Source organism: Streptomyces sp. NBC_00669 (assembly GCF_036226785.1).
Classification (GTDB): Bacteria; Actinomycetota; Actinomycetes; order Streptomycetales; family Streptomycetaceae; genus Actinacidiphila.
In genome coordinates this window covers 3532655-3544953 of the sequence record NZ_CP109018.1, presented here as the reverse complement: position 1 = coordinate 3544953, position 12299 = coordinate 3532655, and the positions used below count along the sequence as shown (strand labels likewise).

Sequence of the window (12299 nt, the reverse complement as noted above, 5' to 3'; positions counted from 1 at the left end):
CGAACCCCGAACGGCCCGTCCCTTCAGCGTCCGTGGCCGCGCACCCCCTCACCAAGCCGAACCGCGTTCTCTCAAGGAACTCCAAAGTTCGCCGCCGTCCGCCCGCCACACCGCCCACGGATACTGAGGGGCATGGACGCCACCGTGCTCATCGTCGAAGACGAACCCGGTATCGCCGACATCCTGCGAATCACCCTGAAATACAACGGATTCACGGTATACGAGGCGGCCACCGGCCGGCAGGCGCTGGCCGCCGCCCGGGAGCACCGGCCGGACCTGGTGCTGCTCGACGTGATGCTGCCCGACGGCAACGGCTTCGAGGTGTGCCGGGCGCTGCGCGAGGAGCGCGCCGCCGAAGGCGCGGGGCCGGACGGCGACCGGACCGACGCGCCCGCGGTCATCTTCGTCACCGCCCGCGACGCCCCGCGCGACGTCGTGGCCGGACTCGCCCTCGGCGGCGACGACTACATCACCAAGCCCTTCGGGGTCGACGAAGTGGTGGCCCGGGTGCACGCGGTGCTGCGCCGCACCCGCCGCGACCCGCTGCCCGCCGCGCGGGTGCTGCGCCACGGCGACCTGGAACTGGACGAGGCCACCTACACCGTCCGCCGAGCCGGACAACCGGTCGAACTCACCCCCACCGAGTACAACTTGCTGCGGCACCTGCTGCGCAACGCCGGCCGCATCCTCACCAAGGAACAACTCCTCCAGCACGTCTGGCGTTACGACACCGCGGTGTCCTCCACCGTCGTGGAGACGTACATCTCCTATCTGCGGCGGAAGTTGGACCGGTTCGGGCCGCCGCTGATCCAGACCAGGCGCGGGGTCGGCTACGGCATCTGCACGGCGCCGGGCGCGGCCCGCGATGTCCTTCGGTCGGGTGACCCGCGTCAAGCAGGTGACGGGCGTCAGGCCGGTGACGCGGGGCACGCCGATGGCGGGCGTCGGTCCGGCGACACGCGTCGAGCCGGGGACGCGTCCGGCGACGTGTCCGGCGACATGTCCGGGGACCTGTCCGGGGACCTGCCTGGGGACGGCGGTGCGGCGTGAGGGCGGCGGCGACGGTGTGGGCGCGCTGCGGGTTCTGGCCGCGCCCGCACTCGCTGCGCGGCCGGTTCACCATCGCCAACGTGCTCTTCCTCGCGGTCGGGCTGGTGCTTGCCGCGGCCGCGAGCATCGCCGCCACGTACGTGGTGCTGGTCGGCGAGATCGACGACTCGTTGAAGTCGTCGCAGTCGACCATGGCGCACGCCTCCCTCGACGCCAGCGGGCTACGGCAGTTGTGCACGCTCGCCGACGTGCTGGGCGGCAAGGGCGGCGGCTCGGCGGTGGCCAGGACGTTCCAGCAGGACCTGCTGATCGTGCTGGACCCGCACGGCAGGCCGGCCACGATCTGCCAGAACGGCGCGACCCCGGTCGACGCCGAACAGCGGTCCCTGGCAGCCGCGTTGCCTGACCCGCGGAAGCTGGCGAGCGGGGGCGCGGTGACCGTGCACGGCGGCGGCAGGAAGTACCGGGTGGTCGGGGTGCGGCTGGCCGACGGCACCATCGTGGTGCGGGGCATGCGGCTGAGCGGGGTGGACCACGCGGTCGGCGAGCTGCTGGTCGTGGAGGGCTGCGTCGGGGTGGTGCTGCTGACGCTGCTCGCGGCCGGCTCGCTCACCGCCGCCCGCCGGCGGCTCAGCCCGCTGGAGGACATGGTGGAGACCGCCTCCGCGATCTCCGAGGGCGACCTGTCCCGGCGGGTGCCGGAACCGACCGCCCGGCACGGCTCGGAGGAGGTCGAGCAACTCAGCGGCTCGCTCAACGCGATGCTCCAGCAGATCGAGACCGCGCTCACCGACAGCGAGCGCGCCACCGCCCAGTTGCGGCAGTTCCTCGCCGACGCCTCCCACGAACTGCGCACCCCGCTGGCGTCCGTACGCGGCTACCTCCAGCTGTACGAGAAGGGCATGCTCGACGCCGACGAGCAGGACCGGGCGCTGCGCCGGGTCTCGGCGGAGGCGTTGCGGATGAGCCGCCTGGTGGACGAACTCCTGGCGCTGGCACGGCTGGACGACCGCCCCGCGCTGCGGCTCGGCCCGGTCGACCTCGCCTGCCTGGTCCGGGAGGCCGCCGCCGACCTGGCCGCGCAGCAGCCCGAACGGCCGCTGACGATAAGGGTGTTGGCTTCTCCCGCGACGGTCGCTCCCGCAGCGGTCGCTCCCGCAGCGGTCGCTCCCGCAGCGGTCGCTCCCGCGACGGTCGCTCTTGGGGTGGCCGGCGCCGGAGCGCCCGACGCCGGAGCGGCCGGCGCCGAGACGGCGGACGCGGACCTGCCACCGGTCCTCGGCGACGAGGCCGGGCTGCGGCAGATCATCGGCAACCTGCTGGGCAACGTCCGCGTGCACACCCCCGCGGACGCCCCGGTCACGGTGGAGGTCGCCGCCCACGGCACCGACGAGGTACGGCTGTCGGTGAGCGACCGCGGCCCCGGGCTCGCCCCTGCCGATGCCCGCCGCGTCTTCGACCGCTTCTTCCGGGCCGCGCCCGACCGCGCCCGCGACACCGGCGGCGCCGGCCTCGGCATGTCCATCGTGCACGCGCTGGTCCAGGCCCACCACGGCGAGGTCACCGTGCGGACCGCACCCGGCCGCGGCCTGACCGTGGAGGTCACACTGCCCGCGGTGAGCAGGCAACTCGCGCCCGCGTGAAGGCGAGTGCGCGGACCGGGCCGCGGGCGGGGGGGCCTGAACCGTTCCGCGCGCGGGGGGAGCCCGGGGCGCTCATGCGGCGGGCACCGGCTCGGCCGGCAGCGCGCGGGCGGCGCGGACCCCGGGCACGGCCGCGGTGCCCAGGCACGCGGCGGCGACGAGGGCGGCCGAGACGTACAGGGGCGCGGCCGGGCCGAAGGAGTCGGCGGCGAGCGGCGCGACGGCGTACCCCACGGGCATCGCGGCCAGCGACAGCAGCCAGTCGTACGACGTGACGCGGGCGAGCACCCCGGCGGGCACCGACGCGTAGACGTAGGTCTCCCAGACCGGGGTGAGCAGGCCGAGCGCTGCCAGGGCGAGGCCGTAGGAGGCGACCAGCAGCCACGCGGGCGCGCCGGCGGCGAGCAGCGCCAGCGGCAGCGCGTACGTGGCCAGGCCGAGGTTGCCGGTGAGGATCGGGCGGCGCAGCCGGACGCGGGAGGCGAGCAGCGAGCCGAGCAGCAGACCGACCGAGCCGGCTTCCAGGACCGCCACCCAGACCCCGTCGCCGCCGGCCTCGCGGTGCACCACGAGCGGGCCGAGCGTGGCCAGTACGGCCGCCGCACCGTTCCAGATCCCGTGCGCCACGAGGCTGGTCCAGTACCAGTCGCGGGAGCGCACCTCGCTCCAGCCCTGGACCAGGTCCTTGCGGATCGACCGCCGGGGTATCCGCTCGCGCCGCACCCGGATCACCGCGAGCATCGAGGCGCTGGCCGCGAAGGACGCCGCGTCCAGTACGAAGGCCCAGCCGGGTCCGGCGGTGAAGATCAGCGCGCCCGCGACGGCCGGGCCGGCCAGCCGGGTGGCGTTCGCCGCCGAGGCGGTCAGCGCGTTGGCCCGCAGCAGGCCGGCGGCGCCCACGGTGCCGTTGATCAGCGGCCCGGTGGTCGGCATCGCGAAGGCGGAGGCGGTGCCGCCGATCGCCTCGGCCACCGCGATGTGTGCCAACCGCGGTGACCCGCCGATGAGTTCGAGGCCCACCAGGAGTTGTGCGGCGCACCGGACCAGGTCCGTGACGAGGGCGACCTTGCGTGCGTCGAGCCGGTCGGCGACCACCCCGCCCAGCGGGAGCAGCAGCAGGCGCGGCACCATCGCGCAGCCCAGCACGAGGGCGAGCGCGGAGGGCGAGCCGGTGGCCCGGCTGATCGCGATGGCCAGGGCGGCGGGGACGACGGCGTCGCCGAGCGCGGACAGGGTGCGTCCGGCGAACAGCAGGCGGAAGGCGCGGAGTCGGAGGGGGTGCGTCACGTCCGCAGGGTATTTCGGCATCGAATCTTTCGTCAACGAATATTTCGCTGACGATGGACTACGGTCGACCGGCATAGGATGCCGCCATGACCCCCGCCTCCGACGTCCCGCCCGGGCCGCCCGGGCCACCCGCGCTGCCCGCGGCGCCCGCGCGTCCCGCGCCGCCCGCTCCGGCGAAGCGGCCCCCGCGCGCCGGGAGTGCCGCCCGGGACTGGACGGACGGGCACGTCGCGCGCTGGGAGCCGGTGCTGCCCGGCCTCGACCCCGACATCGAGGGCGCGGTCACCCGGGCCAAGGCGCTCACCGACCACCTGCGCCGGGTGCGGGAGCGCTCGCTGGTCGACTTCGGCCTGCACAAGCACGAGTTCGACACGCTGCACACCCTCGCCGGCCGCGGCGGCCGCGCCGCCCCCTCCGAACTCGCCGCCGACCTGAAGATGGCCCCCGCCTCGATCACCGGGCGCCTGGACGGCCTGGAGCAGCGCGGGTTCGTGCGCCGCAGCCACTCCGCGGAGGACCGCCGCCGCGTCGACGTCGAACTCACCGAGGAGGGCCGCGCCGCGTGGCTCGGCGCGCTGGACGTCGTCGGGCACGAGGAGTACCGCCTGCTGGGCACCCTCAGCCCCGCCGAACGCCGCACCCTGTCCGACCTGTTGCGCCGGATCATGGTCGTGGCCGAGGACCCGGACGACGGGTCGTAGGCACACCCGGACCCGGGGGCCAGGCGCGCGGGACTCAGACGGACGCTGCTGCGCGCGGCAGTTGGCGCAGGGTCGACGGATCGGTGATCGACGCGTCGTCCGCCAGCAGGAACGCCTTGGAGAGCGCCACCGCCAGCAGCCCGCCGTCCTCCTCGAACGGCAGGAGCAGCCGGGCGGGCGCGCGCACCGCCCGCACGTCGACCGGGTCCGGCTTGCCGTCGCACAGCCGGTCGTGGAACCAGCGGGCCGCCGTGCGCAGCTCCGGGTCGTCCGGACCGGCGGTCAGCCGCCCGACGGCGGCAGGCTATGCGCGGCCACCGACACCGACCACCGGCAGTGGCCGGCCGCAGCAGCCACCGACTTCCGCTGCCAGGAGGCGTGTCGGTGGGGGCATCTAGGGTCGGTTCCATGGCAACGGTGACCTTCGTCGACGAGACGACATCCGGTGGGCGGAGCGGCTCCTGGGGGCTGGAGATCGCGGAAGAACGGCTGACGGTGGGGGAGTTGATACGCAGGAGGGTCTTCCAGGAGGTCGCGGAGTACCACGCGGCCGGGTCGGAGGTCTTCCGCGGCCTCGTCCAGCCGTCCGACGCCGAAGTGGCCCTGAACGGCTACCGGTTGCGCACCCCGCGCCGGATCGACCCGGAGCAGCAGTACGAGTTGGCCCGCACCGCCTTCGGGCGCAACGGCTTCCTGGTGCTCGTGGGGGACCGCCAGGTCGAGGAGTGGGACCAGGAGATCGACCTGCCGCTCGGCACCGAAGTGGTCTTCCTCAAGCTCGTTCCGCTGGTGGGTGGCTGATGGCGGTCTTCGGCGAACTCGTGGTGGAGGTCCGGCGGCACGCCGCCGAGCGGAACATGGGCCTGCTGGCCGGCACGCTGGTGCGGGCGGTCACGCAGTCCGGCCGGCTGTACCCCGGCATGGAGAAGCCGATCGAGGCGGTCGGGGAACTGCCGGACGACGACCGGCGCCGCCTGGTCGGCGCGCTGGTCGACCGGCACCGGGCCGGCGCCGACACCGACGAGGTCCGCGACCTGGTGCTCCAACTGGTGACCCTCCTCGCCCAGGGCCTCGGCGAGGACACCCTCGCCACCGAACGGTCGCTGCGCCTGGACCGGTACGCCCACACGCACAGCGTCTGGTACGGCGACGAGCTGGCCGTCCTGGTGGCGGCCGAACTCGCCGCCGGGCGGACCCTGCCGCCCCCGGTGGTCGGCGTCGTACGGCGCAGCGCCCTGGTCGCCTACCGCAGCGGCCCGCTGTCCGCGCTGGCGAAGAACCTCGCCGAGCCCGCGCTGAACATCGGTGAGCCCTGGGCCGAGGCCGCGCTCGCGGATGCGGCCGAACTCGGCCCGTCCTGGGTCGAACTGCTGCGGCACGCGGCCACCGCGACCGCCGCGCGGCCGAACGGGGCCTGGGAGAAGAAGGGCCGCGCCCTGCTCGACCCGCTCGACCCGGACGCCGTACGGGCCCGCGTGACCGGCTGGCTCGCCCGGGTCGGCCGCCCGCGCACGCTGCCGTACGAGGAGCAGGCGTACGCCCCCGCGCAGAACGACCTGTTCGACCCGTACAACGCCAACGCGCTGCGCGGCCTGACCTGGCTGCTGTCGCTGCTCCCGCCGCACCCCGACACCGCCCGCGCGCTCGGGCGGCTGGTCGAGACGTCGCTGCGCAAGGTGCCCGGCACCGGCCCGCGCAACCCCAAGGTCGCCAACGCCGCCGTGCTGGCGCTGTCCAGGACCGAGGGCGAGGCCGCGCTCGCCGAACTCGCCCGGCTCGCCTCCCGCGTCACCTTCAAGGGCACCCTCAAGCAGCTCGACACCGCGCTGGAGACCCGGGCCACCGCGATGGGCCTGAGCCGCGAGGAGGTCGAGGAACTCGCCGTCCTCTCCTACGGGTTGACCGAGGTCGGCCGACTGCCGCACGAGCACGGTGAGTTGGCGGTGACCGCCGGGAAGGCGGTACTGACCTGGCGGAACGCCGCCGGCAAGACCGTGAAGAGCCCACCCGCGCCGCTGAAGCGGGAACAGCCCGAGCTGATCGCCGAGTTGAAGGCGTCCGCGAAGGACATCGACAAGATGCTCAGCGCGCAGGCCGAGCGGCTGGACCGGCAGTTCCTGGCCCGCCGCACCTGGGCGTACGCCGCGTGGCGCGCGAGCTACCTCGACCACCCGCTGGTCGGCACCCTCGCGCGGCGCCTGCTGTGGACGGTCGACGGCCGTGCCTGCGGCTGGGCGGACGGCGGGTTGCGCACCCTCACCGACGACGCGCTCGGCCCGGTGGACGCCGCCGCCACCGTCGAGCTGTGGCACCCGGTGGGGCGGGAGCCGGCCGAGGTGGTCGCCTGGCGGGACTGGCTGGAGCGGCACGAGATCACCCAGCCGTTCAAGCAGGCCCACCGCGAGGTGTATCTGCTCACCGATGCCGAACGCGCCACCCGGACGTACTCCAACCGGTTCGCCGCGCATGTGCTGCGCCAGCACCAGTTCCACTCGCTGGCCGCGGTCCGCGGCTGGCGCAACAAGCTGCGGCTGATGGTCGACGACACCTATCCGCCCGCCGTGCGCGAGCTGCCGCGGTGGGGACTGCGGGCCGAGTACTGGATCGAGGGCACCGGCGACGAATACGGCGCGGACACCACGGAGTCCGGGTCCTACCTGCGGCTGAGCACCGACCAGGTGCGCTTCTACCCGGCCGGCGCGCCGGAGAACTGGGCGCACGCCGGCGGCGGCGGTTACGGGCAGGGCCGGCGGCAGACGCCCGCCGAGGCGCTGCCGCTGGAGGAGGTCCCCGCGCTCGTGCTCAGCGAGGTGCTGCGCGACGTGGACCTCTTCGTCGGTGTGGCCAGCGTCGGCAACGACCCCACCTGGCAGGACGGCGGCCCCGGCGGCCACTTCCAGGCGTACTGGCACAGCTACAGCTTCGGCGAGCTCTCGCAGACCGCCGAGAGCCGTCGCGACCTGCTCACCCGGCTGGTGCCGCGGCTGGCGATCGCGGACCGGTGCAGCGTGGAGGGCCGGTTCCTGCACGTACGCGGCGAGCGGCACACGTACAAGATCCACCTCGGGTCCGGGAACATCCTGATGACGCCGAACGACGCGTATCTCTGCATCGTGCCCACGTCCGCGCCGGGCGCGCCCGGTGTCGGCTACCTGCCCTTCGAGGGCGATCGCACCCTGGCGGTGATCCTCAGCAAGGCGCTTCTGCTCGCCCGCGACACGGAGATCACCGATGCGACGACCCTGAGCCAGCTCTGAGCCGACGCCGAACCCCTGGTGTGCTCGGCTCCTTCGCACGGAAGGAGCCGAGCACACCAGGGGCGCGTCAAAAGGATCAGAAACGGCGGGTGATCAGGGCGCGCTTGACTTCCTGGATCGCCTTCGTGACCTCGATACCGCGCGGGCAGGCGTCCGTGCAGTTGAAGGTGGTGCGGCAGCGCCAGACCCCGTCCTTGTCGTTGAGGATCTCCAGCCGCTGCTCACCGCCCTCGTCGCGGGAGTCGAAGATGAACCGGTGCGCGTTGACGATCGCGGCCGGGCCGAAGTACTGCCCGTCGTTCCAGAAGACCGGGCAGGCCGACGTGCACGCGGCGCACAGGATGCACTTGGTGGTGTCGTCGAACCGCTCGCGGTCCGCCGCGGACTGCAGCCGCTCGCGGGTCGGCTCGTTGCCCGTGGTGATCAGGAACGGCATCACGTCGCGGTACGCCTGGAAGAACGGGTCCATGTCGACCACGAGGTCCTTCAGCACCGTCATGCCCTTGATCGCCTCGACGGTGATCGGCTTCTCCGGGCTGACGTCCTTGATCAGCGTCTTGCAGGCCAACCGGTTCTTCCCGTTGATCCGCATCGCGTCCGAGCCGCACACGCCGTGCGCGCACGAGCGGCGGAAGGTCAGCGACCCGTCGATCTCCCACTTGACCTTGTGCAGCGCGTCCAGCACGCGCTCCTTGGGGTCGACCTGGATCTGGTAGTCGACCCACTCGGCCTCCGCGGAGACCTCCGGGTTGAACCGGCGCACCCGCAGGGTGATCGCGATCAGGTGGTTTCCGGTGACCTCGGCCGCGTCCAGGGCCGCCGAGTGCTTGTCGACCGTCGGGGTGCTCATCAGTACTTACGCTCCATCGGCTGGTAGCGGGTCTGCACGACCGGCTTGTAGTCGAGGCGGATCGACTCGGAGCCGTTCGCGTCCACCTCGCGGTACGCCATCGTGTGCCGCATGAAGTTGACGTCGTCGCGGGTGGGGAAGTCCTCGCGGTAGTGGCCGCCGCGGGACTCCTTGCGGGCGAGCGCGGAGACCGCCATCACCTCGGCGAGGTCGAGCAGGTTGCCCAGCTCGACGGCCTCCAGCAGGTCGGTGTTGAACCGCTTGCCCTTGTCCTGGATGGAGACGTGCAGGTAGCGCTCGCGCAGCTCGGCGATCTTCTCCACCGCGGTCTTGATGGTCTGCTCGGTGCGGAAGACCATCACGTTGGCGTCCATGCACTCCTGGAGCTCCAGGCGCAGTTCGGCGACCCGCTCGTTGCCGGTGGAGTTGCGCAGCCGCTCGACCTGCGCCTCGACCCGCTCGGCCGGGTTCTCCGGCAGCGGCACCAGGTCGTTGGCGTGGGCGTACTCCGCGGCGGCGATGCCGGAGCGGCGGCCGAAGACGTTGATGTCCAGCAGCGAGTTGGTGCCCAGCCGGTTCGCGCCGTGCACGGAGACGCAGGCCACCTCGCCGGCCGCGTACAGGCCCGGCACCACGGTGGTGTTGTCGGAGAGCACCTCGCCCTGCACGTTGGTGGGGATGCCGCCCATCGCGTAGTGCGCGGTGGGCTGGATCGGGATCGGGTCGGTGTACGGCTCGATGCCCAGGTACGTGCGGGCGAACTCGGTGATGTCCGGCAGCTTCGCGTCCAGCTGCTCCGGCGGCAGGTGGGTCAGGTCGAGGTAGACGTGGTCGCCCTCGGGGCCGCAGCCGCGGCCCTCGCGGATCTCGGTGTAGATCGCGCGGGAGACGACGTCGCGCGAGGCGAGGTCCTTCATGACGGGCGCGTACTTCTCCATGAAGCGCTCGCCGTCCTTGTTGCGCAGGATGCCGCCCTCGCCGCGGGCACCCTCGGTGAGCAGGATGCCCATCCGCCAGATGCCCGTCGGGTGGAACTGGAAGAACTCCATGTCCTCCAGCGGCAGCCCCCGTCGGTAGATCGCGGCCTGGCCGTCGCCGGTGAGGGTGTGCGCGTTGGAGGTCACCTTGAAGAACTTGCCGGTGCCGCCCGACGCGTAGATCACCGCCTTCGCCTGGAAGACGTGGATCTCACCGGTGGCCAGCTCGTACGCCACCACGCCGGACGACCGCTGCACGCCGTCGACCTCGGTGAGCAACTGGTCCAGGACGTAGAACTCGTTGAAGAACTCCACGCCCTCCTTGACGCAGTTCTGGTAGAGCGTCTGGAGGATCATGTGGCCGGTGCGGTCCGCGGCGTAGCAGGAGCGGCGCACCGCGGCCTCGCCGTGGTTGCGGGTGTGGCCGCCGAAGCGGCGCTGGTCGATCCGGCCTTCGGGCGTCCGGTTGAACGGCAGGCCCATCTTCTCCAGGTCGAGGACCGCGTCGATGGCCTCCTTCGCCAGGATCTCGGCGGCGTCCTGGTCGACCAGGTAGTCACCGCCCTTGATCGTGTCGAAGGTGTGCCACTCCCAGTTGTCCTCCTCGACGTTGGCCAGTGCGGCGGCCATGCCGCCCTGGGCCGCGCCGGTGTGGGACCGGGTCGGGTAGAGCTTGGTCAGGACGGCGGTGCGGCTGCGCTTGGTCGACTCGATGGCCGCGCGCATACCCGCGCCGCCCGCGCCGACGATGACGGTGTCGTACGTGTGGAATTGCATGGGGGTCGCTTCCCTGTCCGGCCCTGGCCTAGCGGATGTTCGGGTCGAAGGTGAAGATCACCAGCGACCCGAGCGCGATGGTGAACGCCACAGCGGTGAACAGAATGGTCTTGAGCCAGACACGGGTGTTCGGCTGCTCGGCGTAGTCGTTGATGATCGTGCGCAGGCCGTTGCCGCCGTGCAGCATGGCCAGCCAGAGCATGGCCAGGTCCCAGTACTGCCAGAAGGGCGACGCCCAGCGGCCCGCGACGAACGCGAAGCCGACCTTGGTGACACCGCCGTCGAGCACCAGCTGGATCAGCAGGTGGCCGAGCACGAGCACCACGAGCACCACACCGGACAGCCGCATGAACAGCCAGCCGTACAGCTCGAAGTTGGTGCGGCCGCGGCGCGGCGTGCGCTTGGTCCTGGCCCGCGGCGGCTCGATCACCGGCGCCGGGTTCTCCGGGCTGTAGGAGATGCTGGAGCCGGTCAGTTCGACGGCGTCCTTGGGGGAGACTTCAGTGGCCATGGGTCAGCTCCCGAACAGGACTCGGGCGGCGTGGCCGAGTACCGGGTAGATCGCGCCGAGCATCAGGACGATCCACAGGCCCATCACGGTCCAGAACATCTGCTTCTGGTAGCGGGGGCCCTGGGTCCAGTAGTCGACGGCGATGATCCGCAGACCGTTCAGCGCGTGGAAGAGGATGGCGGCCACCAGGCCGTACTCCAGCAGGCTGACGATGGGCGTCTTGTAGGTCGCCACGACCTTGTCGTAGTCCTCGGGCGATACGCGCACGAGCGCGGTGTCGAGGACGTGGACGAACAGGAAGAAGAAGATGAGGACACCGGTGACTCGATGAGCCACCCACGACCACATGCCTTCCCGGCCGCGGTACAGCGTTCCAGCCGGCACGGAAAATACCCTCCGGGAGCGGGACGAGGGCTGCCGGCTTCTTGTCGGTCACGCCCGGCCGGGTACGGTCCACCGGCCCCGGCCATCGTAGCGACGTGACCTGTGCCTCGTACTGCGGGGTAGTGCTTGTGTGATCGATCCCGCACGGTCGGGTGAACGCTACGGCCGGTGCGCGTCCACCAGGGCGGACGGTCGGAGGGTGCCGGGACCCGCTGCCAGCCGCAGCAGCCGGGCCCGGGTGATCCGCCTCAACTGCTCGGCGGTGACGGCCGACTCGTGGTCCGCGTCGTGGCCGAGCCGGGTGCGCAGGCTGGCCATGGTCTGGTCGAGGGCGGCGGCCGGGTCGGCCGCGTCCAGGGCGATCACGAAGACATGGCCGAACTTCGCCTCGTAGGCGGCGTGGGCGGCGCGCAGCGCGGTGTGCACGGCGAGCCCGCCGCGGTCCGGCAGCGGGGTGGTGTCCTCACCCAGCAGCGCCTCGGCGACATCGGCGGGCGCCAGGTCGTACGCCGCCTCGTCGGCCGCGGCGAGCAGCGCCTCCACCGTCGGGTACGGGCGGTGGGTGGCCATCCGGCGGGCCCAGCGGTGCGAGCCGCAGCAGGTGAGCAGGGCCGTCTCGGCGTCGGCGGCGGGCACGCCGTTGAGCAGGCTCAGCCCCTCGGGCGGCGTGTCGCTGGACAGCGGGGCTCCTGGATCGCGAGGCGGTCGCGCCGGCACGGGGGGTCGTACGGCGCGCGGTTCGGGACGCGGGGCGAGGCGCGTGACAGGGGGCGTGACATGGGGCGTTACGGAGGGCACGGCAACTGTAGACGCGGCTGGGGCCCGATCGGTTGGCCCGATCTGCGAATTCACCCGTACGAGC

11 protein-coding genes and 1 pseudogene are annotated in these 12299 nt (G+C 72.6%); 5 read left to right on the top strand and 7 right to left on the bottom strand.

Going from position 1 to position 12299, the window contains the following annotated elements:
- Nucleotides 1-132 precede the first annotated feature (132 nt).
- Together OG896_RS14375 and OG896_RS14370 are read left to right on the top strand one after the other, a co-directional pair.
- A pseudogene (locus tag OG896_RS14375) lies at nt 133-840 on the top strand (response regulator transcription factor); the annotation flags it as partial.
- A gap of 206 nt (nt 841-1046) precedes the next feature.
- Complete coding sequence (locus OG896_RS14370; RefSeq protein ID WP_329365597.1) at nt 1047-2693, top strand: sensor histidine kinase; 1647 nt, start codon at nt 1047-1049, stop codon at nt 2691-2693.
- Nucleotides 2694-2765: 72 nt separating this feature from the next.
- On the opposite strand, the gene OG896_RS14365 is transcribed toward OG896_RS14370, so the two are convergent.
- The gene (locus OG896_RS14365) at nt 2766-3980 is read right to left on the bottom strand and encodes an MFS transporter (RefSeq protein WP_329365595.1); all 1215 of its coding nucleotides are present in this window, start codon (nt 3978-3980) and stop codon (nt 2766-2768) included.
- A gap of 86 nt (nt 3981-4066) precedes the next feature.
- Here OG896_RS14365 and OG896_RS14360 point away from each other — a divergent pair, with 86 nt between their 5' ends.
- Nucleotides 4067-4681, top strand: a complete 615-nt coding sequence (locus OG896_RS14360) for a MarR family winged helix-turn-helix transcriptional regulator (RefSeq protein ID WP_329365593.1) — start codon at nt 4067-4069, stop codon at nt 4679-4681.
- Between the two features lie 34 nt (nt 4682-4715).
- Here the strand turns inward: OG896_RS14360 and OG896_RS14355 are convergent, their stop codons facing one another.
- Complete coding sequence (locus OG896_RS14355; RefSeq protein ID WP_329365591.1) at nt 4716-4868, bottom strand: DUF7737 domain-containing protein; 153 nt, start codon at nt 4866-4868, stop codon at nt 4716-4718.
- 221 nt (nt 4869-5089) lie between these two features.
- Between OG896_RS14355 and OG896_RS14350 the strand changes: the two genes are divergently transcribed.
- Both OG896_RS14350 and OG896_RS14345 read left to right on the top strand, forming a co-directional pair.
- Nucleotides 5090-5482: a hypothetical protein gene (locus tag OG896_RS14350; protein WP_329365590.1), complete on the top strand. Its 393-nt coding sequence runs from the start codon at nt 5090-5092 to the stop codon at nt 5480-5482.
- On the top strand, nt 5482-7938 hold the full coding sequence (locus tag OG896_RS14345; protein WP_329365588.1) for a DUF4132 domain-containing protein: 2457 nt from the start codon (nt 5482-5484) through the stop codon (nt 7936-7938). Before OG896_RS14350 ends, OG896_RS14345 begins: the two co-directional genes overlap by 1 nt.
- A 76-nt stretch (nt 7939-8014) precedes the next feature.
- Here the strand turns inward: OG896_RS14345 and OG896_RS14340 are convergent, their stop codons facing one another.
- From OG896_RS14340 to OG896_RS14320, 5 genes are all read right to left on the bottom strand, one after another.
- Nucleotides 8015-8788, bottom strand: a complete 774-nt coding sequence (locus tag OG896_RS14340) for a succinate dehydrogenase iron-sulfur subunit (RefSeq protein WP_329365586.1) — start codon at nt 8786-8788, stop codon at nt 8015-8017.
- Nucleotides 8788-10542: a succinate dehydrogenase flavoprotein subunit gene (gene sdhA / locus OG896_RS14335; RefSeq protein WP_329365584.1), complete on the bottom strand. Its 1755-nt coding sequence runs from the start codon at nt 10540-10542 to the stop codon at nt 8788-8790. The genes OG896_RS14340 and sdhA overlap by 1 nt, the downstream gene beginning before the upstream one ends.
- 28 nt (nt 10543-10570) lie before the next feature.
- Complete coding sequence (locus OG896_RS14330) at nt 10571-11053, bottom strand: succinate dehydrogenase hydrophobic membrane anchor subunit (RefSeq protein ID WP_328468341.1); 483 nt, start codon at nt 11051-11053, stop codon at nt 10571-10573.
- A gap of 3 nt (nt 11054-11056) precedes the next feature.
- A complete protein-coding gene (gene sdhC / locus OG896_RS14325; protein WP_202235655.1) occupies nt 11057-11437 on the bottom strand; it encodes a succinate dehydrogenase, cytochrome b556 subunit in 381 nt (126 codons plus the stop codon).
- A 159-nt stretch (nt 11438-11596) separates the two neighbouring features.
- The gene (locus tag OG896_RS14320) at nt 11597-12154 is read right to left on the bottom strand and encodes a 2-oxo-4-hydroxy-4-carboxy-5-ureidoimidazoline decarboxylase (protein WP_329365578.1); all 558 of its coding nucleotides are present in this window, start codon (nt 12152-12154) and stop codon (nt 11597-11599) included.
- Between the last annotated feature and the right edge of the window lie 145 nt (nt 12155-12299).